This window comes from Pseudomonas antarctica (assembly GCF_900624995.1).
Lineage (GTDB): Bacteria > Pseudomonadota > Gammaproteobacteria > Pseudomonadales > Pseudomonadaceae > Aquipseudomonas > Aquipseudomonas antarctica.
In genome coordinates, this window is record NZ_UYXQ01000032.1 from 1 (window position 1) to 23554 (window position 23554).

Genomic DNA, 23554 nt, shown 5'->3' on the forward strand with positions numbered 1-23554 from the left:
GACCCGAGGGCACTTCCCAACGGACGATGCTGCAACAAAATTAATCTGGTTGGGATTGCGAAATATCACTGCTAACTGGGGCAAACCGGCACATGACTGGAAGAGTGCGATGAACCAATTTGCGATTCTGTACGGAGATCGATTTATCAGGCCTACCTGGTAAAACTAAGGCCTGCCTGTCGGCAGGCCGTTACCGGCCCGCACACAAAAAATCTGACACTCTCCTTATATTCGGTGGTCAGTAGTAATATAAAAAATACGAGCTGATCATCATGGTTGTAACGGAAGTTAAAAGGATGAGTGAGGGTATGACCATCCAATATTTGAGCGGTCGTGGGATTTTTTCAACGTCTTCTACAAGTGCCAAACGCCGCCATTGAAGTATTCTAGGGATAAGAATGACAGTCGCCATGGCTAATACGCGTTGCGGCCTCCCATCAAACGGGGCGTTGCGAAAAGTATGCCTGTTCCCGACTATATAAGTGCTGTATTGCATATAGTGTTCTGCGGCATCAAGTTTTTTAAACATGACATGAAAAATGAGCGGGAAGCTTAGTAACATGATGGCGCCCGCGCACATGCCGATATATTCCAAGACCATTTAATCCCTCACAGTCTTATAAAGAAACTTGCCCGCGCCTTCGCCCATTCCGCTTCCTAACTTGCCGACGGCGAGCCCACCTGCGGCGCCGCCGACGATTGCGCAGGCCAATGCTCCAGCACCCGCTGTAGGTATGCCAAAAACGAGCATACAGGCGCCAGTACCGACATAGGCCCCAATTATTCCGCCTGCTGATGCGCCGCCTACTCCGAGCACTAATTTTCCTCCTTCGACATATTTTGCTTGGGTACATTCTTGCTCACGCCCTGTCGAGCACGCCTCTGTAATTTCCAGCGCTGTCGCCCCAACATCCAGCGCAATACCAATATAAGTCCCCTTCTTCAACATCTGCGAAGCTTTGGCTACACGCTTGACCGTCTCCTCATACCCGCGAATTTCCCCATGCTGCCAGTAACGTTTACTGGAAATTCCCAGCATCTTTTTTATAGACCCTTCGTTTTTCAGCCCCGTACCCAAACGCGCCATTCCTGACAGTTGCCCATCCAGTTTCGCAAACAACGCCCGGCGTTTGACCAAGAACTCATCTCTCGCAGCCGTGGTGCCTTTGCTCAAGTACTGCTTATGTAAATCATCGACTTCCTTGAGTGTCTTTTCGATCTCCGCCAGATGCTTGCTCCAGGCGCTGCTGGCGCTGCCAATTCCGATAGAGGCGTTGGCCATGATGGTCTGCAACTGATCATAGTTTTTGATCAGGAATTGATCGGCAGCGGAGTGTGCCAACAGGTCGTGTTTGATGCTCTGCGCCGAACGCATCAGCCAGGCTTCTTCAGCGGTGCAAGACGCTGTGCGTGGGTCAGGGATGATCACCAACTGCCCAGGCAATACCACGGTGTTGCGGATGTGCTGGTTGAGGGTGTCGAATTTGGTTTGCGTATGGGGATTGAGAGAAAGGCTTTGCTTAAGTGCCGGATAAGGCTGCTGTTGATCGTTGATAAATGCGTAGGGTCCCTGCATCGCGTGCACCTCCAAGTGACTGAGGCGCACGACTATAAGAAGGCGCTACAGGCGAGGTAAGACGCGTGCAGGGGCGTTTTTAGTGATTCAGAAATGGACTACGCAAGTCCAGGCCGACGCTGACGTGTGTTAGTCATTTAAGCGTTGTGAGTCGCAGGTACGGGTCGGCCACCACGCCGTTTTTTATCAGGCGCTTTCCGCCGTAGTCGCACTGAACCTTGCCGTCCTGTTCGTTGATGGCTTCTGCCGTCAGTGCATATTCCGGGTCCAGATAGTCATCGTTGGTCCCGGCAGTCTGCCCTGTCCACGCCTTGCCGTTGGCAGTGGCGGTGTATTGATAGCCTTCGCCGTAAGGCGGCGGAAGGTCGGGGTCTGTGTAGGGTTTGGACTGGATATCAGGGATGGCCGGGCACTGGCCTGTATCGGTGGTTTGAGTGGGAAGAGTTCGGTCTTGCGCGGTGGGCAGGCTGAGGGCACTGAAGGGGGAAACAACGTTGGGTAGCAATCCAATCATGATCGTTACAGCTCCTGTGTGAGTAAGCCTGATAGAGGCTGTTTTGAGTGAGCTGTAACGACGCTTCGGTTCCGCGCAATTGCAGACCGCAGGTATGAGAAAGGGCGACGGGGAGTCGCCCTTTTTGCCTCTGGCAATTAAGCCTGCAAGCGTCGGCTGATTACATCCAGCAAATCACACCCATCGCGCAAGGGGATGGCGCAGAGCAGGGCGAAGTCCTGGAGGACAAGGGTGTCGGTTTGCAGGCCTTCACGAAACGCGAGGTTTTCCATGACTTGGGTGACCGCGCGGATGCGGTAGACGGCGGCGTCGTGTAGCACGTCGAGCGGGACTTGGGTGTCGATGAGCAGGGAAGGGGTGGTGCTGTCGTGGCCGGTGAGCGGCATGTATCGGTTCATGTTTTAACCTTTATTTCAGAGAGTAGGACTGCCACTCACACGTCGCCAAACGAATGGGTGGCAGCTGTACGCAGGTTGGCGAACCGGTGAAATAAAGCAAAGCCGGCAGACCCGAAGGTCTCCCGCGTACAGCCGCCATAAAGCAGCTTTACGCGTACAAAAAGACCTGCAAAGGAGCAGGTGCTTTTGCATGCATTATTTCGATCGAGTCGCCAAACCCGTGTCGCCATGTGGACGACCGCCGAACTATAAGCGCCATTCTTTGCCAGGAGCAAGTCGCCCGGCCGATGCAGATCAAAATGTGGGAGCTGGCTTGCCTGCGAAGGCGGCGTTTCAGTCAATACATTCATCAACTGATACACCGCCTTCGCGAGCAAGCCCGCTCCCACAGGGTAGTGGTGTGAGCCAGTCGCCCGGCCGATGCAGACCAAAATGTGGGAGCTGGCTTGCCTGCGATGGCGGCGTGTCAGTCAACACATTCATCAACTGATAGACCGCATTCGCGAGCAAGCCCGCTCCCACAGGGGTGTCAGCGAGAGGCGAGTGCGCCTTGGTACAGGACCGGGCCTGTCGGTTGCCCGGTCGGTGAACCGCCTTGCGGTTCCAGGCTGACGGCGAGGGTCACAGGGCCAGCCAACAGCGCTTGCTGTTCCTGGCTCAGCTGGATTCGGCCTTTACCCGAGCTGGGCACCAACCCCAGAGAGACCGGTTTGCCACCGGCCGCAATGGCCCATAGTTCCAGTGCACGCGTCGGCTCAACCGCCGCCAACGTTAACGGCTCCACTTGCAGGTGATCGCCAAACGCCTGTACCTGCAACGCCGGTTGCTGGTTAGCCGCGACCAGCGTGGCGTTGTACTCGGCGCCGATATCACGCTGATAAAGCACACCCACCAGCACTGCGACGACCACCGCGCAGGCAGCCGCGAGCACACGAAAGCTCATCCAGAACGGTTTCTTCGCCGGCATATGCAGCACCTGCGGCTCGACCCGCGCTTTGATGCCTGCCCACACATGATCAGGCACCGGCCGTTCGGGCAGGGTGCCGGTCAGGCTGGCGAGTGCAGCCTGCCAATGGCCCAGTTCGACGCGCAGTACGGGGTCTTCCAATAACAGGGCGTCGAAGCGCCGACGGGCGGTGGCGGGCATCAGCCCTATGGCATAGTCGGCGGCCAGGGCGCGGCGCAGGGCAGTGGTTTGGTAGTTCATGATTCAAGGCACCTGCGCAGGCGCTCCATGCCGCGGCGAATCCAGGATTTGACCGAGCCCAAAGGCGCCGCCAAATGGTCGGCTAACTCCGAGCACGACAGGCCTTGGAAGTAAGCCACGGTGATTGATTGGCGTTGCATGCCATCGAGCGTGTCCAGGCAACGATTCAGGGCACGGGCTTCGCGCTCGTTGTCGAGTTGCTCGTGGGCGCCGGGGCTGTCGTCAAGCAGGGCGTCCTGCTGGCCGTCGGCCAAGGGCTGCTCGCGGTGTTTGCGCAATTGGTCGATGGCCAGGTTACGCGTGATATTCACCATCCAGGTCATCGGCGCCGCCAGGTGCGCCTCGTAGCGTGAGGCGTTGTACCAGATGCGCACGAAGGCTTCCTGCAACACTTCTTCGGCCAGGTCCGAGCGCCCCATGAATCGGTACGCAACACCGTGCAGCCGTGGCGAAACGCTGCGGTAAAGGGTTTCGAACGCCTGGCGGTTGCCTAAGGCGCACTGGGCCAGCAATGGCCGCAACGGGTCAGCATCGTGGGTGGAAATAGGGCTTCTCCAGGCTCTCGAACGAGGGCGACGGGACTGCGCACGGTAGGCAGAGGGTAGACCAGCTTGAGCGTTCATTCCATCCAACTCCGGGCGGCGCATGTTCGATATACGCGCGGGCGGGTGATTTGGATGCGGCTTTTTCTGAACTAATCTGTAAGTGGGAACATTCCTTCGGGAGTGTCAGTCAAATGCTTGCTTTTAGCTCCTACATTCAGAGGTTGTCTTGATGAAGATTTCACGCGGTTTTGCCCTGTACTGCCTGATGACCGTGGCCGCCAGCCCGGTGTTTGCCGCAGGTTTGAGCCTCGGTGACGTGGCCAATGCCGTTTCCGGGGCCCAGGGCAACAATAAGGCGGCTGCCGCAGCGCCGAGCTCCCAGACCGCTGGCCTGTTGCAGGCCCTGACTTCGCAACTGAACGTCACCCCCGAGCAAGCCGTCGGCGGCACCGGCGCCATGCTGGGCCTGGCCAAAAACAAGCTGAGCGGCAATGACTATTCGCAACTGGGCAAGAGCGTGCCCGGCCTGGATCAACTGTCGGGGAGCAACTCTCTGGGCAGCCTCGGCGCCTTGAGCGGGATGCTCGGCCAGAGCGGCGGGAGCAAGACCAGCGGCCTGGACGGCTTGCTGGGTAACGTCAAGAACACCAGCGACCTGAACACCGCGTTCAGCGCGCTGGGCATGGATAACAGCATGATCGGCAAGTTTGCGCCGGTGATCCTGCAATACCTGGGTGGCCAGGGCGCCAACGAATCGGTGCTGGGCAAACTGGCCTCGGCCTGGGGCACTGGCAGCTAACTACGTTCTGCGCGCAGTTGAGCGATGCGCGCATCTTTCTCCCTCCAGAGCTGGTTTACCCAGTTCTGGACGGTCTGGCGAAAGGCCGGATCGTTCTCGTAATCGCCCTGCCACAACGCCGGGTCGAGCTCCCGGGTGCGAATGTCGATGATCACTTTCGGCACCGCGCCGCTGATCAAATCCCAAAACCCCGGAATCCTTTGCTGCGGATAGACCACCGTCACGTCGAGCACCGCGTCCAACTGTTCACCCAGCGCCGCCAATACAAACGCCACGCCGCCCGCCTTGGGCTTGAGCAACCGTGCAAACGGTGAATTCTGTTGTTTGCGTTTGGCCTCGCTGAACCGCGTGCCTTCCAGGTAATTGACCACCGTCACCGGCTGGCGCTTGAACAGCTCGCAGGCCTCTTTGGTGATTTTCAGGTCCTGGCCCGCCAGCTCCGGGTGTTTGGCCAGGAAGGCCTTGGTGTAGCGCTTCATGAACGGGTAATCCAGCGCCCACCAGGCCAGGCCGAGGAAGGGCACCCAGATCAGCTCTTTTTTCAGGAAGAATTTAAAGAACGGCGTGCGCCGGTTGAGCGTCTGGATCAGCGCGGGAATGTCGACCCAGGATTGGTGGTTGCTGATCACCAGATAGGACGTGTCACCGCGCAGGTCGCCGCCGCCGCGGATCTCCCATTGGGTGGGGATGCACAGCGAAAAGATCAGCTTGTCGATTTCTGCCCAGGTTTCGGCGATCCACATCACCGCCCAGGAGGCATAGTCGCGATAGCGACCGGGGGCCACCAGCTTGAGCAGGGCAAACACCATCAACGGGCCGAACAGCACCAGGGTGTTGAGCAATAACAGCAGTGTGACGAAACAGCCGGTGAGCAGGCGGCGCATAAGTAACTCTTGGAATCCTGTGGGCGGGCCATGATAAGCAAGCTGAGTCTAGAGGCCAAATCGCAAATCGCCGCACGAATGTTTCACAATGTGAAGGCTGTGCTGATCGTTCCCACGCTCTGCGTGGGAATGCCGCCAGTGACGCTCTGCGTCAAGCCTTTAAAAGCAGACGCAGAGCGTCCAAAGCTGCATCCCCACGCAGAGCGTGGGAACGAGCTGCTGATGGCGGGGCTAACTAAGTGCTGCTTTTGCGGTCTAGAATCCGCCTACTTCTTTCGAGGAAATCACTTCGTGAAATTGCTCCTTGCTGCGTTCGCCCTGGTGGCTCTGCCGGTCATGGCTGGCGAACCGACCCTCTACGGTCGCTACGAATACATCCAGCTGCCGGAGATCGGCGAAACCTTCAAGGCCAAGATGGACACCGGCGCACTGACGGCTTCGCTGTCGGCCCGTGACATCGAGACCTTCACCCGCGATGGCGACGACTGGGTGCGCTTCCGCCTCGGCGGCAAGGACACCACCAACAAGGTCTACGAACACAAAGTCTCGCGCATCAGCAAGATCAAGAGCCGCCCCGACGAAGATGAGGACAAGGACGAAGCCACCGTGGCCAAGCGCCCGGTCATCGACCTGGAGATGTGCCTGGGCAACGTCAAACGCACCGTGGAGGTCAACCTCACCGACCGCAGCAGCTTCAACTACCCGCTGCTGATCGGCGCCAAAGCCCTGCGTGAATTCGGTGCAGCGGTGAACCCGGCGCGTCGTTACACTGCCGACAAACCGGACTGCTGACGGACCCACATGCCGCATATCCTGATTGTCGAAGACGAAGCGGCGATAGCCGACACGCTGATTTTCGCCCTGCAAGGCGAGGGCTTTACCACCACCTGGCTGAGCCTTGGCCAGGAGGCGCTGGCCCATCAACGCCAGACCCCGGCCGACCTGATCATCCTCGACATCGGCCTGCCGGACATCAGCGGCTTTGAAACCTGCAAGCAATTGCGCCGTTTCAGCGAAGTGCCGGTGATGTTCCTCAGTGCGCGGGATGCCGAGATTGATCGGGTGGTGGGCCTGGAGATCGGCGCCGACGATTACGTGGTCAAACCGTTCAGCCCACGGGAAGTGTCGGCGCGGGTGAGGGCGATCCTAAAGCGCGTCGGCCCAGGTGCTGCGCCCAGCGTGTTTGAGGTGGACCTGGAGCGCATGCAGATCCATTATCGCGGCCAGCCTTTGAGCCTGACCCGTCATGAGTTCCGTCTGTTGCAAAGCCTGCTCGAGCAACCCGAGCGCGTATTCAGCCGCGAGCAATTGCTCGATGCGGTGGGCGTGCCCGCCGACGCCGGCTACGAGCGCAATATCGACAGCCATATCAAAAGCCTGCGCAGCAAACTGCGTAGCGTGGCCGCCGATGCCGAGCCGATCCAGACCCATCGTGGCCTGGGCTACAGCTATAGCCCGAGCCACAGCTGATGCGCCTGGGGCTGCGGATTTTCCTGGTGTACGCGCTGTTTATCGGCCTGACCGGCTACTTCGTGCTCAACACGGTGATGAAGGAAATCCGCCCCGGCGTGCGCCAGTCCACCGAAGAAACCCTGGTGGATACCGCCAACCTGCTGGCTGAAATCCTGCGGCTGGACGTCAAGAACGGCACCCTTGGCCAGAGCCACTGGCCAGAGCTGCTCAAGGCCTATGGCAGCCGCCAGCCGGGCGCGACCATCTGGGGCCTGCCGAAAAACCAGGTTAACCACCGTATCTACGTGACCGACGCCAAGGGCATCGTGTTGCTCGACTCGACGGGCGAAGCGGTGGGCCAGGACTACTCCAAGTGGAACGACGTGTACCTGACCCTGCGCGGCGAGTATGGCGCCCGTTCGACCAAAAGCGAACTGGATGACCCCAACTCATCTGTCATGCACGTAGGCGCGCCGATCCGCGACAACGGCCAGATCATCGGCGTAGTCACGGTGGCCAAGCCCAACAGCTCGTTGCAGCCCTATGTCGACCGCACCGAGCATCGCCTGCTGTGGTACGGCGCCGGGTTGGTGATTCTCGGCCTGCTGCTCGGCGCGCTGTTGTCCTGGTGGCTGAGTGTTGCGTTGCACCGGCTCACGGCGTATGCCCAGGCCGTCAGCGAGGGTCGGCGCGCCGAGTTGCCGCACTACCGTGGCGGCGAGCTCAAGCAACTGTCCACCGCCGTCGAGCACATGCGCACGCAGCTGGAGGGCAAGGCCTACGTCGAGCATTACGTGCACACCCTGACCCACGAATTGAAAAGCCCGCTGGCGGCGATTCGTGGCGCGGCGGAGTTGTTGCAGGGCGATATGACCCGTGAGCAGCAGCAGCGCTTTGTCGGCAACATCGACAGCGAAAGCGCGCGCTTGCAGCAGTTGATCGAGCGCCTGCTGAACCTGGCCCAAGTGGAACAGCGCCAGGGTTTGGAGGAACAAGTCAGCATGCCGTTGACCACCTTGGTCGACGACGTACTCAAGGCCCAATGCGCGCGAATCGAAGGTGCCGGCTTACACGTCGAACAGGCGATTGGCGTGGATGTGAAAGTGTTCGGCGAGCCTTTCCTGCTGCGCCAGGCCTTGGGCAATCTGCTCGATAACGCCCTGGACTTCACGCCACCCGGTGGCACGTTGAGGTTCAGTGCGCACACCCAGCACAACGACGTGCAGGTGAGCCTGTTCAACCAGGCCGCGCCGATTCCCGACTACGCCTTGCCGCGCCTGAGTGAGCGTTTTTACTCCCTGCCACGCCCGACCAGCGGGCGCAAAAGCACTGGCCTTGGCCTCAACTTTGTCGAAGAAGTGGTGAAGCTGCACGGCGGCGCCCTGCAGATCGGCAATGTGCAAGGCGGCGTGCAAGTGGTGCTGCATCTCCACACAGTCTCCACATTGCCCACATAAATCGCCCATACGCGCGGTTCACGCTCTGCCCATCAAAACAGGGAGAGACCCATGAACCGCAGCTTGCTTTTCAAACTTGGCGCGATTGCGCTGCTGATCCTGCTGTTGCTGATTCCGTTGCTGATGATCAACGGCATCATCAGCGACCGCCAGCAGATGCGCGATGGCGTATTGATGGACATCGCCCGCAGCTCAAGCTACAGCCAGCGCCTCACCGGCCCGGTGATGGTAGTGCCGTATCGCAAGACCGTCCGTGAGTGGAAGCTCAATGAAAAACTCAACGAACGCTACGAGCAAGTCAGTGAAGTGCGCGGTCGTCTGTATTTCTTGCCGGAGCAGTTTGAACTCGACGGCAAGGTGCAAACCGAGCTGCGCTCGCGGGGTATTTACCAGGCGCGGCTGTTCCATGCCGACAACCGCATCAGCGGGCGTTTTGAGCTGCCTGCGCAGTTGGGCATCACGGAAAACTTTGCCGATTATCGTTTTGAACCGGCGTATTTGGCGGTGGGTATCAATGACATTCGCGGCATCGAAAATGCGCTGAAGCTGGAACTCGGCAGCCAACGCCTGGCGTTCGCGCCCGGCTCTCAAGTGGCCTGGCTGGGCGAGGGCGTGCACGTGATGCTGCCCGAGCAAGACAGCAAAAAACCAGCCCCGTTTGACTTCGCCTTTGACTTGCGCCTGCAAGGCACCGAGCAGTTGCAAGTGGTGCCGGTGGGCAAGACCAGCCAGGTGAAACTGGCGTCGAACTGGCCGCACCCAAGCTTTGTCGGCAACTTTTTGCCGGCTCAGCGTGAGGTCACGGCTCAAGGCTTTAGCGCCCATTGGCAGACCACGTTCTTTGCCACCAACCTGGAAGAAACCCTGCGCGGCTGCGAGTGGGACAAGGTGTGTGACGACTTCAATAGCCGCAGCTTCGGCGTGCGCTTTATCGACCCGGTGGACCAGTACCTCAAGAGCGACCGCGCGATCAAATATGCGCTGCTGTTTATCGCCCTGACGTTCGCCGGCTTCTTTCTGTTCGAGGTGCTCAAGAGCCTGGCGGTGCACCCGATTCAATACGCATTGGTGGGCGTTGCCCTGGCGTTCTTTTACCTGCTGTTGTTGTCGTTGTCCGAGCACATTGGCTTTGGCCTGGCGTACCTGTTGTCGGCGAGTGCCTGTGTGTTGTTGATTGGGTTTTACGTGTGCCATGTGCTGCGCAGCATCGCCCATGGCCTGGGCTTTTCGGCAGGGTTGGCGGCGTTGTATGGCTTGTTGTACGGGCTGTTGAGCGCCGAGGATTATGCGCTGCTGATGGGCTCGCTGTTGCTGTTCGGCCTGCTGGGCACGGTGATGGTGCTGACGCGTAAGCTGGATTGGTATGGCGTGGGCAAGCGCAAGGTGCAGTTTGATCTGGAGGCGGTGCAATGATCGGGTTACGCGAAGATCAGCAGGTGAAGACGCAGTTGGTAGGCAAAATTAACGCGCTGTTTTTTGTGGTAAATGGGCTCGCCGCAGGACGCCCACTCACCACAAGGTTTCGTCAGACCGGCGGCTGGGTCTCAAGCATCGAAGGCCGCTGGCTGACCTCGGCGTACCAATCGGCAAGCTTGGGGTTAGCCGTGCGCCAATGCAGATCAGGGTGGCGCAAGTCCAGGTAACCCAGCGCGCAGGCCACGCTGATGGAGGCGATGTCGAAGCGGCTGGCCAGTTCGGCAATCGCCTCTTTCTCCAACTCGGCGACGGCGCGGCGGATTTTGTTGCGCTGCTCATCGAGCCATTGGGCCCAGTGCTTTTCTGCCGGGCGCATGGCGGTCTCGTAACGCACCAGCACGGCGGCATCCATGATGCCGTCGGCCATCGAGGCCAGGGTCAGGCGGCGCCACCGGGCGGAACCGTCGCGGGGGATCAGCGGGGTGCCGACATGTTGGTGGTCGAGGTAATCGAGGATCACCCGGCTGTCGTGCAGCACCGAGCCGTCGGCCAGGCGCAGGGCCGGGATCTTGCCCACGGGATTATCCTGTACGAGCTGCGCGTCCGGGTTGACCGGCGTCGGCATGCAGCCGTACAGGGCCACGCGGTCCTGCTGGCCGGTTTCGATCAGCAGCACGCGGACTTTACGAACAAAGGGTGAGGCCGGGTTGTGAAACAAGGTCATGCTGGGCGCGGACATGGGCATTCCTCGAAATGGGCAGTGGCTAGCCTAGAGGGTTGCTCGGTGGCTGGCGAGTGGTGGGTGGGTGTTTTTGGCGGCCTCATCGCAGGCAAGCCAGCTCCCACAAGGGGAATGCATTTCAAGGTGGGAGCTGGCTTGCCTGCGATAGCGCCCTCAGCCGCGCCGCTTAAATAACGCCCAAACACCAATGGCAGCAGGAACCCCCAACCCCACCCAACTGAGCGAATCCCACAGCCCATCCCCCAGCAGCGCGGCAAACAACCCGGCCGCGCTGAGCACGCCAATCCCCAGCGGAATACCAAACACCTTCCAGAAATTCGACCGGCGCGGTTTCATACCTGGGCCGCCTTGCGCCGCACGAGCCACAGGTAAACGCCGCTGCCCAGCACGATGATGGTCAGCACATCCAGCAGCGCCCAGAGGATCTTCATCGGCATGCCGCCGTAGTCACCAAAGTGCAACGGCTGCGACATGCCCATGGCGTCCATGTACCACGGGCGCTCGGCGATGGCGGTGACGGCCAGGGTGCTGGCGTCGATCAGCACCGGCGTGAGCAAGTGCGACGTCAGGTGCGTGCTGCCCTTCATGAACACCGCGTAATGGTGCTCACTGGAAAAGCGCGTGCCGGGGAAGGCGATAAAGTCCGGCTGCATGCCGGGCGCGGCCTTGTCGGCGATGTTCAGCAGCTCGGTGGCCGGCGCGCGCACGGTCAGCGGCGGCGCATTTTGATACGGCTCGATCATCGCGCTGAGGCTGTCCTGACGCCAGGCGGCGATAATCAGGTCGGCGCAGGCGCTGATCACACCGGTCACGCCCACTACCAATGCCCAGGTCAGCGTGACCACGCCGATCAGGTTGTGCAGGTCAAGCCAGCGCAGGCGAGTGGACTTGTCCTGGCGCACGGTGGCGAACTTCACACGGCGCATGAACGGCAGGTACAGCACCGTGCCGGAAATAATCGCCACCACAAACAGAAGGCCCATGAACGCCAACAGCAACTTGCCCGGCAGGCCGGCGAACATGTCCACATGCAGGCGCAGCAGGAACAGCGTCAGCCCGCCATTGGCCGCCGGGGTTTCCACGGTTTCGCCAGTGCGCGCATCGAGCATGAAGGTGTGGGACGCGTTGGGTTCGGTGCCGGCCGTCGCGGCCATGATCGCAATCACGCCGTTCTTGTCGTCGTCGTCCCATGCCAGGTATTGCATCGCCTCACCCGGGCGATGCGCCTGGGCTTTGGCCACCAGTTGCTCAAGGTTCAGCTGTGGGGTATCGGCAGGCATCTGCTGGAGTTCGGGTTCGTTGCCCAGCAGGTGATCGATCTCGTGATGAAACACCAACGGCAGGCCGGTGAGGGCGAGCAGCAGCAGGAACACCGTGCAGATCAGGCTGGTCCAGGTGTGGATGAAGGACCAGCGGCGGATGGTTTTGCTTTTCATTTTCGAACCTTCAGACACACCCAAGCCGCCCCGAGGGACGGCCTGGTTATTAACTCAGCCGATTACCACTGGTAGGTGGCGCTGGCGACTACGCTGCGTTGGTCGCCGAAGTAGCAGTAGGAGGCATCACAGGTGGAAATGTAGTCCTTGTTGAACAGGTTAGTGGCGTTGAGTTTTAACGAGGCACCTTTGAGGCTGCTGTCGAGGCGGCCCAGATCGTAATGCACGGCACCGTCAAACACGGTGTAGGCATTTGCTTTACCCAGCCAAGTGTTGGCCTGGTCGCCATAGGTGTTGCCGGTGTAGCGGGCACCAAAGCCGATGCCGAAACCATCGAGTACACCGTTGTGCCAGGTGTAGTCGGTCCACAGCGAGGCTTGCTGGTTTGGCATCAGCTGCAGGCGGTTGCCCTTGAAGCTGCCTTTTTGCACTTCGGATTTTGCCAAGGTGTACGCGGCGATCACTTTGAGGTTTTCGGTGACGTCGGATACGGCTTCCAGTTCCAGGCCTTTGACTTTCACTTCGCCGGTTTGGTCGGTGACAGACTGGCCGCCTGCGCCGGTGCTAGAGACAAGCACGTTTTTCTGGGTCAGGTCATACACCGCCGCACTCAGCAAAGTGTTTGAGCCGGGCGGCTGGTATTTGATCCCCAGTTCCCATTGCTTGCCTTCGGTGGGCTTGTACGACTTGAGCGGGTCAACACTGGCATTGCTGGCGGGCTGGAAAGATTCGGCGTAGGACAGGTATGGCACAAAGCCCGAGTCGAACACGTAGCTCAGTGCCGCGTTGCCACTGAAGTTTTTGCTGCGGTCGGTATTGGTCGCGTCGTTCTTGTTGAAGTAGGTCGTGCCTTGATGCACCCAGTCTTCACGCCCGCCGAGGGTCAGGCGCCATTTGTCCAAAGCCATCTGGTCTTGCACATAGAGGCCGGTCTGTAGCGTCTTCTGGTTATAGTCGTAGTAAGCATCGGCGCGTGCCGGACGCACTACCGGTGTTGTGTTGACGGGGTTGAAAATGTTGACGCGCCCAGCGTCACCGTAGATCGACAGGTAAGAAGTGTCGGTGCGCTGGTGGTCCAGGCCCAGTAGCAGCGTATGGGTGACATCACCGGTCGAGAAATCGGCTTGGAAGTTGTTGTCGACCGCGAATTGGCCGATGTTCTCGTCCACGTTGGTCGAGGTGCGGCCGATATTGCCCGCTGCATCAACCGGATAATAGCCGAAGGCGCCCACGGTCAGTTGCTGGAATGACAGCTCGGACTTGGTATAGCGCAGGTTCTGCTTGAACTGCCAAGTATCGTTGAAACGGTGCTCGAAGGCATAGCCCAGCGCGTAGTAGGTGCGGTCGTAGAACTCGTAATCCGGGTCGCCCAGGTTTTTGTGGTGGGAGACTTTGCCCAGCGCAGAGTCGATTTTGGTACCCACAATCGGCAAGAACTGACTGGTGGCACCCGTATCGTCACGGGTGAACTGCGACAGGAAAGTCAGCTTGGTGTCGGTATCAATATTCCAGGTCAGGCTGGGCGCGATGTTGTAGCGCTTGTTGTCGATGTGATCGACCTGGGTGTCGCTATCGCGCACTACGCCGCTGATGCCATACAGGAACTGGCCTTCATCATCGATTTTGCCGGTGCTGGCAAAGTTGATCTGGCGGTGGTTGTCACTGCCGTATTGCAGCTGGATAGCATGGCTCGATTCCTCGCTGGGGCGGCGGCTGACCATGTCCAGCAGGCCGCCCGGTGGCGTCTGACCGTAGACCGACGAAGCCGGGCCGCGCAGCAGGGCGAGACGATCGAGGTTCCAGGTTTCGGCTTTTGGGTTGGCATACACACCGCGTGGCAGTGGCAGGCCGTCGAGGAACTGTGTGGGTTCGAAACCGCGCACGCGCATCCAGTCGTAACGAGTGTCGCTGCCGTAGCTGGAAGATACGATGCCGGGCATATATTTAACCGCGTCATCGAGGTTCTGGACGTTGCGGTCCTGCATCTGCTGGCGGGTGGCGACGGAGATCGAGCGCGGCGCTTCAACCAGTGCTGTATCGGTCTTGGTGCCCGCTGCAGTGCGCGTCGCCAGATAACCGGTCACCGGGCCCCATGCACTTTCAGTGTTGCCTTGAGCAATGATGCTCGTCTCGGCCAACGCCACGACACCGTCCGGAATCGCGACCAGGGAATAAGTCCCCGCGCTGCTCTGCTCCAACTGCAACCCCGTCCCCCGCAACGCTTCGCGCAACGCACCCTGCGCATCGAACTGGCCCTTGACCGGTGCCGAGGTCTTGCCCGATGCCAGCGAAGGATTCAGCGTCAACGCCAGGCCAGCCTGGCTGGCGATCTGGTTCAGGGTGCTGGCCAATGGCGCCGCCGGCAGGTTGTACGCGCGCACACTGGAAGCCTGTTCGGCGGCGATCAGTGCGGTGCTGGCCAGCGGGGCGCTGAGGGCGATGGCCACGGCCAACAGGCTGGGGCGCAACAAGGTGTCTAGCGTGCGGGACATAGGACGGCTCCTGAATGGAAATATTTCTCAATTGCCTAGGTGCCGAGCGAGAATCAAAAAGTGATAGGGCCAAGCGAAAATAAATCTGTGAATGCTCACAACTGTTCGAACTGCATGGCCCTCAGGGCTCAGGATAGCGGGGTTTCTCAGCCGACGGCCCACTGCAGTTTGTCGGCCAGTGCTGCGGGGTAATCGTCGGAATGGGTGATCGCAGCCCGCGTGGCCTGGCCGTCGCCGAAGGCTTCGATCAACAGGTCGACGTGTGTGGTCAGCAAGTCGCTCAACGCATCAAGCCGTTCCTCAAGCGCGCGGTAGCGGGCAATGTCCATGATGCCTTCGCTGATGAACCAGGCGGCGTGTTTGTTCAGGTACTCCAACACGTAAAGGCTGCACAGCGCGCTTCCCAGTTCCTTGGCCAGCCCTTGTGCCAGTGAGTCGCCGGCCCGGACGGCGCTCTCAATAGCCAGGCGATGAGCATAGGCCTCACCCGCGCGGGCAACGATCATCAATTGAGAGTTCCAGATCTGCATGTCGTCTTCTCCCTCGCCACGGTGCTGGGCAACATGGTCGGCAACCTGCTTGAGCAAGCGGTACTCCAAGGTGTGAGCCATGGCCAGCCAGTACTCGGCATCATCCAGCTTGCCTTGTGGGTCTGGCGGGGTGGGTTCGCTCAAGGGCTGGCCGATCAAGACCTTGGCCGCGTCCAGCAGGATCATGCGGTTATTGCCACCGGCATCCTGGTAGATCTTGGCCATGCCTTCATAGTCGGCGAAGCGATTGAGGTTAAGCGCACCGGCCACCCCGCAGCGCAAGCGGCATTCTGTCGCCAGTGCTTCGGCGGCGGGCGCGCAGAGCGCCTTGGTCAGCGCCAGGGTCTGGCTGATGGCGGCCCACGGAGTCCATGTTACGTCGCCGGTACCGGTGTTTTGCAGTGACGCCTGACTGGCTGTGCCTTCGATCCACAGGCGCGCGGAGTCATTGGCAAAGCATTTCATGACATACGCGGTGGCCAGGCAACCGAACAGCGCGCGGCGTTGAGTGCGAAACGCCAGCAGGCTGGTGCCGTTGCCGATGCGCGCCTGTGTGGTGCGGCGGTTGGCATGGGTCAGGGCCAGGGTGGAGCAGGCCAGCATCACCGAGCTCAAGCCGACACCGACCATTGCCCACACATTTTTGGGCGCAAACAGTGAGCGAATCAGGCGTCGGTCGGTGCTGCCCAGCGGGTCGTGGAACTGGTTGGACGCGCTGATTGAGGCGCCATCGCGAAGCCACGCATCGAAGGGCAGACGCACGTTATCAAAGCTTGCCAGGCCGTAATCCAGTGGCACTGCACGAATTTCCGCCGGCGACGACATTGAAATACCCGGGCGCGGGCCCTGTGCGTCACTCAGGGGCAGCACAAAAGCAAATACGCCACATTGCTGGCCCTGCACGGTGACTTGGGCAAACACCACGCCAACTTTGTTCAGGTTATTGATTCCGACATTGGCGAATTTCAAGGCCGCCCTGTTTGGCGTATTCAGCACAAAGCTACGCGTGTCGGCGTCGAAGGTTGCCTCGACGCACGCGCCCATATGGGAGTTGCTGCGGCCTATCTCGGTGAGTGCGTAAACCCCCAGGGTTTCGCCAGCCTCCAGTTCGCGGCGCCATGTTGCCGCATGCGGGTGATCCTGTTCGAACGCCAGAAGTGTGCCGATGCATAACCCCTGCTGGATCACACACCCCATGAACAGTGATGGGTCATTAATCGCCGCGTGGCTGGCCACGGCCATCAACAGTTGCGGTTGTTTGAACGCGTGAATGCCCTCGGGCAGTTGGCGCATCAAATGTTGCAAGCGCTGGTAGGTCTGTCGATGACCGTCATGGAAACTCTGGTTGGCGCGGGGATGGAGCTGCGGGTCGCTGAAAATCCTGGCCATTTGCGCGTGTGTCTGAGCGTCGACGGGGCCATTGGCCAACTCACGCAAAGCAGCGACCGCGCCCTGTTCAGTCGGCGCCTTGAGCAATAAGTGGCGCAGGGTCTCGATGGGGGCTGCAAGCGGTGCGTAAGTCTGTGCAGGCGGCAAGCTCTTGCGTATGCACACCGACATGCCGCTGTTTACCCCGAGGTCGATAAACACGGTGTGTTCGTCAGTCGGCAGTTGCGCCAATGTGTGGGGCAGGTTGGTCGGTTGCGTGACGCCACGGGTAAACATTTCATGCAGGTCATCCGTGGGCTCATAGCAGCGTCCCAACACGGTTGAGTAGATCGGTATGTTGAAGGGTTTGGGTGTCAGCGGCTGCAAGTTTTCGAGCAGGCGTCGGGCGACTTCCTGGTGCTTGGGGAAGTGTGAGGCGTAGGCGATCGCGACGGTACGCAGGGGATGCACGCTGTCGTCATGGTGAGCAAGCAGATGCTCAAGGTCTGCCGTCTCGCCGCTGATAATGCATTGTGCCGGCGCGTTGACGGAGCCCAGCACCAGGTTCGACGCGGGGAAACGGTCCAGCAGTGCTTGAGTGGCCTGCTCTGAAAGGTTGATCAGCAGCATGGTGCCTCGTCCCTCCTCGGTACGGTAGGCATCGTTGAGGGCACAGACCGCGCGCACGCCCTGGGCAATGTCGAGCACACCGCCACAGACCCTGGCCGCAATTTCGCCGAAGCTTTGCGCCAGGATCAGCGTCGGGCGAACCCCCGCATCCTCAAGCAACTGATTGAGCACCGCGGCTGCGCCATACACCGCCAATTGCGCGACGCCGGAAGGCAGAGGGAGGCTGTGCTCTCGGGTCAGCAGTACGTGTGTGACAAGACCGGGTTTTAGCTCGGGTTCGTACTGCGCAGCCTCGCGTTCAATAATTGCCAGAAGAGTGTCAATTCGGTGCCTGACTTCAGGAACGTGTTGATACAACTCGGCCAGCGCACCACAAGGATCGCTGCCTTGGCCGGGAAATGCGAAGACGTAGTTCTGACGTGAAATGTTCAGTTGGGTTGACATGGATCCATCCTCGTTAGCCTAGCAGGGAACGCTCTAACCAGCGGTATTCTGGAAAAAACGAAAGCTCATTGGATGGCAAATGATGGGGATGTGTACCTGTTATAAATGACAGTTTTTTGGAATGTTTCGAAATAATACTGGGTCAGTTATTGCTAATGGGCCCGCCTTGCGCCGGCCCGGCGACTACCTGGGTCCACCACGGCGTGTGCTGCTCAATCTGCACCGGCAAGGTCGGCAGCAGCGCATTCAGCGCCAGCGTGGTGTCGTGCAGCGGGAAGCTGCCGGTGATGCGCAGGTCGGCCACGCTTTTATCCACACCCAAATAGCCGCTGCGGTAGCGGCTGAGTTCCGTGATCACATCGCCCAGGCGGGCGTTGTCGACCACTAGCATGCCGCGTGTCCAGGCGTCGGCGGCGGGGGTGACGGCAAGCGCAGGGCCGAGGCCGTGGCTGCGCATCAGCACTTGCTGGCCCTGCTTGAAAATCTGCTCCTGGTGCAACGCCTCAGGCTGGGCGGCCACGGCGGACTGCAGCACGCTCAGGCGCGTGGCGTCGTCTTCGCGTTTTACGATGAACCGCGTGCCCAGGGCCCGCAGGCTGCCGTCGCGGGTTTGGACATAGAACGGGCGGGTATCGTTGTGGCCGGTTTCGATCAGGATTTCGCCTTCCTGCAGCACGATCAGCCGGCGTTTTTCATCAAAACGCACGTCGATGGCGCTGTGGGTGTTGAGGTTGATCCGCGTGCCGTCCGCCAGTTTCAGCGTGCGCTGCTCGCCGGTGGCGGTGCGTTGGTCGGCCAGCCAGTAGTGGATCGGCACGTAGCGCTCGCCGGCAAACAACGCCAGGCCGCAGACCAGCGCGATACTCGCCAAGCCGCTCCCAAGCTTGCGCACGCGCTGGCGAATGCCCTCGCGTGACTGCAACAACGCCGCCCGCGCCGGGCCTGCGGCCGCGCTGAAACGCTGGTCGAGCATGCCCAACTGGCGCCAGGCGCGTGCATGTTCGTCATTGCTGGCCAGCCATTTGGCGAATTCTTCCTGTTCCACAACGCTGCCATCGCCCGAGTCGAGGGACAGTTGCCAGGCAATCGCAGCATCCAGCACACGGGCCGAGACCGGTTTGGAACTGATCGCGGTCACAACGGCTCGCCATACAGCGCGATGTAGCACTGGCGAATGCCCTGGGCCAGGTATTGGCGCACGCGCGGCACGGACACGCCGAGGCGCTGGGCGATTTCGGCGTGGCCCAGGCCGTCGAGGCGGTTGTAGAGGAAGGCGGCGCGGGCCTTGCTCGACAGTTTGCCGAGCAGGCGGTCGATGGCCTTGAGGTCTTCGAGGATCAGGTGCTGTTCTTCCGGTGAAGGGTGTTCGCTTTCCGGGATCAGCATCAATTCGCTGAGGTAGGCCTGTTCCAGGGCCGCGCGACGGAAGTAGTCGAACAGCAAGCCTTTGGCGATCGCCACCAGGAACGCCCGTGGCTCGCGGGGTTCGCGCAGCTCTTCACGGCCCAGCAGGCGCATGAAGGTGTCCTGGCTCAAGTCTTCGGCGCGGCTCGGGCAGGCCACGTTGCGGCGCAGCCACGCCAACAGCCAGCCACGATGGTCGCGGTATAACGCGCCAACAAGCTCACTGCGTGGGGTCTGGACCGACGACAAGGCATCACCGAATAAAAGAGAGGTTTAAACTAACGAGAATTATTCGCGATTGTGTCAGAGGCAGAGAGTGGGCGCAATTGGCGTCTGTCGGCCGATCATTCCCACGCTCTGCGTGGCAATGCCTCACTGGACGCTGCGCGTCCCGCTAGAAACCGGGCGCTTGTTTACGCCGTTTCCATTGGCGCAAGCGCTCCTGAAGCGCTTGCGGGGAGTCGATGTGCTGCTGGCGCGCACGACTTAACAGGATGAGCATCAACTCTGCCGTGGCCAGGGCGTCGGCGCTGGCGTGATGGCGCTCGCCGACCTGCAGCTTGAAGTGGCTGATCCAGTCGTCCAGCCCGGCTTCACGGATATTCGCTTCGGGGCAGAGCAGCGGGGCGATGTCGGCAACGTCGAGAAACGGATGGGCCAGGCGATAACCCAGGCTGTCCTTGAGTGCCCGGTACAGCATGTGTTGATCGAACGGTGCATGGAACGCCAGCAACGGGCTGTCGCCAACAAAGGCCATGAAATCCAGCAACGCCTCGACCGGGTTGCTGCCGGCGGCGATGGCGCTGGGGCCGAGGCCGTGGATCAGCACGCTGGGGCTGAGTTTTGTTTCGGCGCGGTGCAGGGTGCGCTCGAACATTTGCGCGAAATCCACGGCGCCGTCCTCAATCACCACCGCGCCGATGGACAGCACCTGATCGCGGTTGAGGTTCAGGCCGCTGGTTTCCAGGTCGACCACTACCCAACGCTGGCTGCGTAAGGCGTTGTCGCCCAGTACTGCGGGTTTGGGCAGTTGCTCCAGGCGCCGCTGTTGGGCCGCGTCGAGGCCAGGTTTTTTCGTACGCAGCCAGTCGAACAAGCTCACAGCTGGTACCGAAAGGTCAGGCTGCTTTGCAGGCGCTGGGCCTGGCGCAGGGATTCTCGCAGGATGCGCCGGTCCAGGTGGTTGAGGCTGTCGGGGTCGATGCGGTTGGAATACGGCTGGTTTTCGCGGGTTTGCAACTGGTGCTGCTGCATGCGGGTTTGCTGGATGAAGTGGTAGGCCTCTTCGTATGCGGCGCCGTCCAATCGCTCGATGACCTCTTTGTCCACCAGTTGGCGCAGTCGCTCCAGGGTGTTGTTGGCGTGGATGCCATTGGCCAGGGCCAGCAGGCGTGCGCCATCGACAAAGGGTGTGAGGCCCTGCACCTTGAGGTCGAGGGTGGCTTTTTCGCCGCCTTTGCGTGTCAGCACAAAGTCACGCCAGCGCCCCACCGGCGGGCGCTGGCGCAAGGCATTCTCGGCCAGCATGCGTTGGAACAGCCGGTTATCCGCGACTTGATCGAGAATGCCCTGGCGCAATTGCTCGCAACCCTGTTCATCGCCCCACACCACGCGCAAATCGAAATAGATGCTCGACCCCAGCAGGTTTTCCGGCGTCGCCTCGCGGATAAACGCCCCGAAACGCCGCGCCCATTCAGCCCGCGACAAACATAGTTCGGGGTTGCCGGCCATGATATTGCCCTTGCACAAGCTGAAACCGCACAACGCCAGGCTCTGGTTGATCTGCTGCGCCAGGGGCAACAGGCGGCGGCGAATCTCGTCGGCTTCGGCGGCGTCCTTGGCGTCGAACAGGATGCCGTTGTCCTGGTCGGTAAACAGCGTCTGCTCACGGCGGCCCTCGCTGCCGAAACACAACCAACTGAACGGCACGCCGGGGTCGCCCTTGTCGGCCAAGGTCAGCTCAATCACCCGGCACACGGTGTGATCGTTGAGCAACGTAATAATGTGGGTGATCTGGGTGGACGACGCGCCATGGGCGAGCATGCGTTCCACCAGTTGGCCGATCTCACCGCGAATCGCCACCAGGTTTTCTACCCGAGGTGCATTGCGGATGGTGCGGGCCAGGTGCACCAGGTCCACCCGTTGTAAGGAAAACAGGTCGCGCTCGGACACTACGCCACACAAGCGCTGGTCTTTGACCAGGCACACATGGGCGATATGCCGCTCGGTCATGGCAATGGCGGCGTCAAAGGCGCTGTGGTCCGGGCTCAAATAGAACGGCGCCTGGGTCATATGGCCTTCGATGGCCTGATTGAAGTCACTGGTGCCGTCGGCTACCACTTGGCGCAGGTCGCGCAGGGTGAAAATCCCCAGGGGCGCCTTGTGCTCGTCGACGATCACGATGCTGCCCACCTGTTGCTCATGCATCAGCCTCACCGCTTCGCGCAGCGGTGTGCTCGGGCTGCACGTGACCGGATGGCGCATGGCCAATTCGCCCAGGCGCGTGTTCAACGAGTATTGGGTGCCGAGGGTTTCCACCGCTTTTTGCTGCACCTGCTGGTTCACTTGGTCCAACAGGCTGCTGACGCCGCGCAGGGCGAAGTCGCGAAACGGGCTGGACAGCGCGAACAGCTTTATAAACGCAGGCTTGTTCAGTTGCAGGCAGAAGGTGTCTTCGGCGGCTTTGTGCTCGGTGCGGGTGGCGCGTTCGCCCAGCAGCGCGGCGAGGGGGAAACACTCGCCGGTGGTGATTTCGAAGGTGGTTTCGGCCGCATCTTGATTGAGCAGCGGGCGTTCGCCGACGACTCGGCCCTGCTTGACGATGTAAAAGTGCTCCACCGGCCCGCCCGACGGCTTGAGGATGCTGTCGCCTTGGCCGTAGAAGCGCAATTGGCACTGTTCGACCAGAAACGCCAGGTGCGCGTTTTCCATCAGGTTGAACGGGGGGAAGCGTTGCAGGAATTGCAGGGTGCCGTGGATGTTCTGCAATACGGCGGTTTTTCCCGCCTGCGTGAAAGCATCAGCTTTACTCATAACAGTGACCGCAATTTATTGTCGTTATCGTCCTTTATGGTCATCTCCCGCGTCCTGGGTGCCCATTGGACGTAAGTCTAGGTAGCGGTAAACCATTCGCCACTAGGGAAAAACCTTACACGACTATCGTCCAAACCCCGTAGAACGCCCACTAGGCAAACTTTCCGACGAAGTGCACATTGATCGCCCTTCTGCAGATGTCTGACGAGTGTGCTGGGAGATTGATGAGAACTGCTGAGAAACGTATGTCCGACCACGATATTTTGAGTGACGCCGAGCGCGAGGCGCTGAGCGCTGTGATGCTGGAGCCCGATCTACCGCCACAACGCGTGTTAATTGTTGATGATGACAAAGACGCGCGCGAACTACTGGCGGAGATCTTGGGCCTGGACGGCATTCGCTGCATGACGGCTGGCAGTGGTGAGGCCGCGTGGGATTTGTTGAAAACCAGTAGCGCTATTGGTCTATTGATCACTGACCTGCGCATGGAGCCCAGCAACGGCCTGAAACTGATCGAGAAGGTGCGCGAATCCGAGCGGGCGGCGTTGCCAATCATCATCATGTCGGGGGACGCCGAAGCGCCGGACGTGATTGATGCGATGCACTTGAGCGTGGTGGACTTTTTACTCAAGCCGATCGACAGCGTGAAACTGGCGAAGTTGGTCAAGCGCGAGTTGGGTATGGCGCAATAGTGACCGCTCGTCGATCTAACGCGAGAACTGTCAAAACTGACAGTATGAAAACGATGGGGGCTTTTGTTTACTGAACGGGAGAGCTGCGGTTTGGGCGCCCTCATTCATTCAGACAACAGGAGCCAATCATGAGCATCAGTGGCGAGATCGAAGTTGAGTTTCTTCGCAATAATATTTCTACTCACAAGTACTCTTCTACCAGCGTTTCAGGTGATAGCCGTTTCTTTGAGAGTGATAAGGGATCGGAAGGTATTTCAATAAATTTCGAGCCTGCAATCGTTGATGGGACCAGAACGTATACCTTTGACCCAAAAGATTTAAACTTTGTTTACCGACGCAGTAGCCAGGGTTACCCAATTAAAGGTTCGGTTGAGGTAGTGTCCACTGCGTCAACGGACAACCTGCAATATAAACTCAACGGAACGTTTCTCGCCGACGGGCGCGAAATAACAATTAAAGGGACGGGTAAATTGCTTTACGCATTTCCTTAATCGCCGGTGCAGCAGGTGATAAAAGTTTACCCGTGTAGCGCCGT

General features: G+C 60.0%; 23 protein-coding genes and 1 pseudogene. 8 read left to right on the forward strand and 16 right to left on the reverse strand.

Going from position 1 to position 23554, the window contains the following annotated elements; translation table 11 throughout:
• Nucleotides 1–163: pseudogene (locus tag E0F99_RS16950) on the forward strand (IS256 family transposase); the annotation flags it as partial.
• Nucleotides 164–601: 438 nt separating this feature from the next.
• Here the strand turns inward: E0F99_RS16950 and E0F99_RS16960 are convergent.
• The 6 genes from E0F99_RS16960 to E0F99_RS16990 all read right to left on the reverse strand — a co-directional run bounded on the left by E0F99_RS16960 (nt 602) and on the right by E0F99_RS16990 (nt 4318).
• The gene (locus E0F99_RS16960) at nt 602–1576 is read right to left on the reverse strand and encodes a hypothetical protein (RefSeq protein ID WP_083356409.1); all 975 of its coding nucleotides are present in this window, start codon (nt 1574–1576) and stop codon (nt 602–604) included.
• A 133-nt stretch (nt 1577–1709) separates the two neighbouring features.
• Nucleotides 1710–2090, reverse strand: coding sequence for a hypothetical protein (locus E0F99_RS16965; RefSeq protein WP_083356410.1), 381 nt, complete (start codon nt 2088–2090; stop codon nt 1710–1712).
• 137 nt (nt 2091–2227) lie between these two features.
• The gene (locus E0F99_RS16970) at nt 2228–2488 is read right to left on the reverse strand and encodes a hypothetical protein (protein ID WP_232000124.1); all 261 of its coding nucleotides are present in this window, start codon (nt 2486–2488) and stop codon (nt 2228–2230) included.
• Nucleotides 2489–2523: 35 nt separating this feature from the next.
• Entirely contained in the window at nt 2524–2865 is a 342-nt protein-coding gene (locus tag E0F99_RS30020) for a hypothetical protein (protein WP_156795332.1), read from the reverse strand.
• A 152-nt stretch (nt 2866–3017) separates the two neighbouring features.
• On the reverse strand, nt 3018–3695 hold the full coding sequence (locus tag E0F99_RS16985; RefSeq protein WP_083356411.1) for an anti-sigma factor: 678 nt from the start codon (nt 3693–3695) through the stop codon (nt 3018–3020).
• A complete protein-coding gene (locus E0F99_RS16990) occupies nt 3692–4318 on the reverse strand; it encodes a sigma-70 family RNA polymerase sigma factor (RefSeq protein WP_083356412.1) in 627 nt (208 codons plus the stop codon). The genes E0F99_RS16985 and E0F99_RS16990 overlap by 4 nt, the downstream gene beginning before the upstream one ends.
• 151 nt (nt 4319–4469) lie before the next feature.
• On the opposite strand from E0F99_RS16990, the gene E0F99_RS16995 reads away from it, so the two are divergent.
• Entirely contained in the window at nt 4470–5039 is a 570-nt protein-coding gene (locus tag E0F99_RS16995; protein WP_083356413.1) for a DUF2780 domain-containing protein, read from the forward strand.
• On the opposite strand, the gene E0F99_RS17000 is transcribed toward E0F99_RS16995, so the two are convergent.
• The gene (locus E0F99_RS17000) at nt 5036–5923 is read right to left on the reverse strand and encodes an acyltransferase (RefSeq protein ID WP_083356414.1); all 888 of its coding nucleotides are present in this window, start codon (nt 5921–5923) and stop codon (nt 5036–5038) included. The two genes, E0F99_RS16995 and E0F99_RS17000, sit on opposite strands and share 4 nt — an antisense overlap.
• A gap of 291 nt (nt 5924–6214) precedes the next feature.
• Here E0F99_RS17000 and rloA2 point away from each other — a divergent pair, with 291 nt between their 5' ends.
• The 4 genes from rloA2 to creD are packed head-to-tail and all read left to right on the forward strand — an operon-like array spanning nt 6215 to nt 10245.
• A complete protein-coding gene (gene rloA2, locus E0F99_RS17005) occupies nt 6215–6715 on the forward strand; it encodes a retropepsin-like aspartic peptidase RloA2 (RefSeq protein ID WP_130908828.1) in 501 nt (166 codons plus the stop codon).
• A gap of 9 nt (nt 6716–6724) precedes the next feature.
• A complete protein-coding gene (gene creB, locus E0F99_RS17010; RefSeq protein WP_083356416.1) occupies nt 6725–7393 on the forward strand; it encodes a two-component system response regulator CreB in 669 nt (222 codons plus the stop codon).
• A complete protein-coding gene (gene creC / locus E0F99_RS17015) occupies nt 7393–8832 on the forward strand; it encodes a two-component system sensor histidine kinase CreC (RefSeq protein WP_083356417.1) in 1440 nt (479 codons plus the stop codon). The genes creB and creC overlap by 1 nt, the downstream gene beginning before the upstream one ends.
• 51 nt (nt 8833–8883) lie before the next feature.
• On the forward strand, nt 8884–10245 hold the full coding sequence (gene creD / locus E0F99_RS17020; protein ID WP_083356418.1) for a cell envelope integrity protein CreD: 1362 nt from the start codon (nt 8884–8886) through the stop codon (nt 10243–10245).
• A 112-nt stretch (nt 10246–10357) separates the two neighbouring features.
• On the opposite strand, the gene E0F99_RS17025 is transcribed toward creD, so the two are convergent.
• The 9 genes from E0F99_RS17025 to E0F99_RS17070 form a co-directional block, all read right to left on the reverse strand.
• Nucleotides 10358–10987, reverse strand: coding sequence for a glutathione S-transferase (locus tag E0F99_RS17025; protein WP_083356419.1), 630 nt, complete (start codon nt 10985–10987; stop codon nt 10358–10360).
• 156 nt (nt 10988–11143) lie between these two features.
• The gene (locus E0F99_RS17035) at nt 11144–11326 is read right to left on the reverse strand and encodes a hypothetical protein (RefSeq protein ID WP_083356420.1); all 183 of its coding nucleotides are present in this window, start codon (nt 11324–11326) and stop codon (nt 11144–11146) included.
• The gene (locus E0F99_RS17040; RefSeq protein WP_083356421.1) at nt 11323–12426 is read right to left on the reverse strand and encodes a PepSY-associated TM helix domain-containing protein; all 1104 of its coding nucleotides are present in this window, start codon (nt 12424–12426) and stop codon (nt 11323–11325) included. Before E0F99_RS17040 ends, E0F99_RS17035 begins: the two co-directional genes overlap by 4 nt.
• Nucleotides 12427–12488: 62 nt before the next feature.
• Entirely contained in the window at nt 12489–14918 is a 2430-nt protein-coding gene (locus E0F99_RS17045; RefSeq protein ID WP_083356422.1) for a TonB-dependent siderophore receptor, read from the reverse strand.
• A gap of 146 nt (nt 14919–15064) precedes the next feature.
• Entirely contained in the window at nt 15065–17890 is a 2826-nt protein-coding gene (locus tag E0F99_RS17050) for an acyltransferase domain-containing protein (RefSeq protein WP_083356423.1), read from the reverse strand.
• Between the two features lie 142 nt (nt 17891–18032).
• On the reverse strand, nt 18033–19028 hold the full coding sequence (locus E0F99_RS17055) for a FecR domain-containing protein (RefSeq protein ID WP_083356424.1): 996 nt from the start codon (nt 19026–19028) through the stop codon (nt 18033–18035).
• Nucleotides 19025–19543, reverse strand: a complete 519-nt coding sequence (locus E0F99_RS17060) for an RNA polymerase sigma factor (RefSeq protein WP_083356425.1) — start codon at nt 19541–19543, stop codon at nt 19025–19027. Before E0F99_RS17060 ends, E0F99_RS17055 begins: the two co-directional genes overlap by 4 nt.
• 145 nt (nt 19544–19688) lie before the next feature.
• Entirely contained in the window at nt 19689–20396 is a 708-nt protein-coding gene (locus E0F99_RS17065; protein WP_083356426.1) for a 3'-5' exonuclease, read from the reverse strand.
• A complete protein-coding gene (locus E0F99_RS17070; protein ID WP_083356427.1) occupies nt 20393–22327 on the reverse strand; it encodes a putative nucleotidyltransferase substrate binding domain-containing protein in 1935 nt (644 codons plus the stop codon). The genes E0F99_RS17065 and E0F99_RS17070 overlap by 4 nt, the downstream gene beginning before the upstream one ends.
• Nucleotides 22328–22572: 245 nt before the next feature.
• Between E0F99_RS17070 and E0F99_RS17075 the strand changes: the two genes are divergently transcribed.
• Nucleotides 22573–23019 carry a response regulator gene (locus E0F99_RS17075; RefSeq protein WP_083356428.1) on the forward strand — a complete coding sequence of 149 codons (447 nt, stop codon included), beginning with the start codon at nt 22573–22575 and terminating at the stop codon, nt 23017–23019.
• A 128-nt stretch (nt 23020–23147) separates the two neighbouring features.
• Nucleotides 23148–23510, forward strand: a complete 363-nt coding sequence (locus E0F99_RS17080; RefSeq protein ID WP_083356429.1) for a hypothetical protein — start codon at nt 23148–23150, stop codon at nt 23508–23510.
• Nucleotides 23511–23554: the final 44 nt, after the last annotated feature.

What these genes read in the sequence shown, in the direction of transcription:
- E0F99_RS16960 (WP_083356409.1), bottom strand. Translation starts at nt 1,576, where the DNA reads ATGCAGGGACCCTACGCATTTATCAACGATCAACAGCAGCCTTATCCG.
- E0F99_RS16965 (WP_083356410.1), bottom strand. Translation starts at nt 2,090, where the DNA reads ATGATTGGATTGCTACCCAACGTTGTTTCCCCCTTCAGTGCCCTCAGC.
- E0F99_RS16970 (WP_232000124.1), bottom strand. Translation starts at nt 2,488, where the DNA reads ATGAACCGATACATGCCGCTCACCGGCCACGACAGCACCACCCCTTCC.
- E0F99_RS16985 (WP_083356411.1), bottom strand. Translation starts at nt 3,695, where the DNA reads ATGAACTACCAAACCACTGCCCTGCGCCGCGCCCTGGCCGCCGACTAT.
- E0F99_RS16990 (WP_083356412.1), bottom strand. Translation starts at nt 4,318, where the DNA reads ATGAACGCTCAAGCTGGTCTACCCTCTGCCTACCGTGCGCAGTCCCGT.
- E0F99_RS16995 (WP_083356413.1), top strand. Translation starts at nt 4,470, where the DNA reads ATGAAGATTTCACGCGGTTTTGCCCTGTACTGCCTGATGACCGTGGCC.
- E0F99_RS17000 (WP_083356414.1), bottom strand. Translation starts at nt 5,923, where the DNA reads ATGCGCCGCCTGCTCACCGGCTGTTTCGTCACACTGCTGTTATTGCTC.
- creB (WP_083356416.1), top strand. Translation starts at nt 6,725, where the DNA reads ATGCCGCATATCCTGATTGTCGAAGACGAAGCGGCGATAGCCGACACG.
- creC (WP_083356417.1), top strand. Translation starts at nt 7,393, where the DNA reads ATGCGCCTGGGGCTGCGGATTTTCCTGGTGTACGCGCTGTTTATCGGC.
- creD (WP_083356418.1), top strand. Translation starts at nt 8,884, where the DNA reads ATGAACCGCAGCTTGCTTTTCAAACTTGGCGCGATTGCGCTGCTGATC.
- E0F99_RS17025 (WP_083356419.1), bottom strand. Translation starts at nt 10,987, where the DNA reads ATGTCCGCGCCCAGCATGACCTTGTTTCACAACCCGGCCTCACCCTTT.
- E0F99_RS17035 (WP_083356420.1), bottom strand. Translation starts at nt 11,326, where the DNA reads ATGAAACCGCGCCGGTCGAATTTCTGGAAGGTGTTTGGTATTCCGCTG.
- E0F99_RS17040 (WP_083356421.1), bottom strand. Translation starts at nt 12,426, where the DNA reads ATGAAAAGCAAAACCATCCGCCGCTGGTCCTTCATCCACACCTGGACC.
- E0F99_RS17045 (WP_083356422.1), bottom strand. Translation starts at nt 14,918, where the DNA reads ATGTCCCGCACGCTAGACACCTTGTTGCGCCCCAGCCTGTTGGCCGTG.
- E0F99_RS17050 (WP_083356423.1), bottom strand. Translation starts at nt 17,890, where the DNA reads ATGTCAACCCAACTGAACATTTCACGTCAGAACTACGTCTTCGCATTT.
- E0F99_RS17070 (WP_083356427.1), bottom strand. Translation starts at nt 22,327, where the DNA reads ATGAGTAAAGCTGATGCTTTCACGCAGGCGGGAAAAACCGCCGTATTG.
- E0F99_RS17075 (WP_083356428.1), top strand. Translation starts at nt 22,573, where the DNA reads ATGTCCGACCACGATATTTTGAGTGACGCCGAGCGCGAGGCGCTGAGC.
- E0F99_RS17080 (WP_083356429.1), top strand. Translation starts at nt 23,148, where the DNA reads ATGAGCATCAGTGGCGAGATCGAAGTTGAGTTTCTTCGCAATAATATT.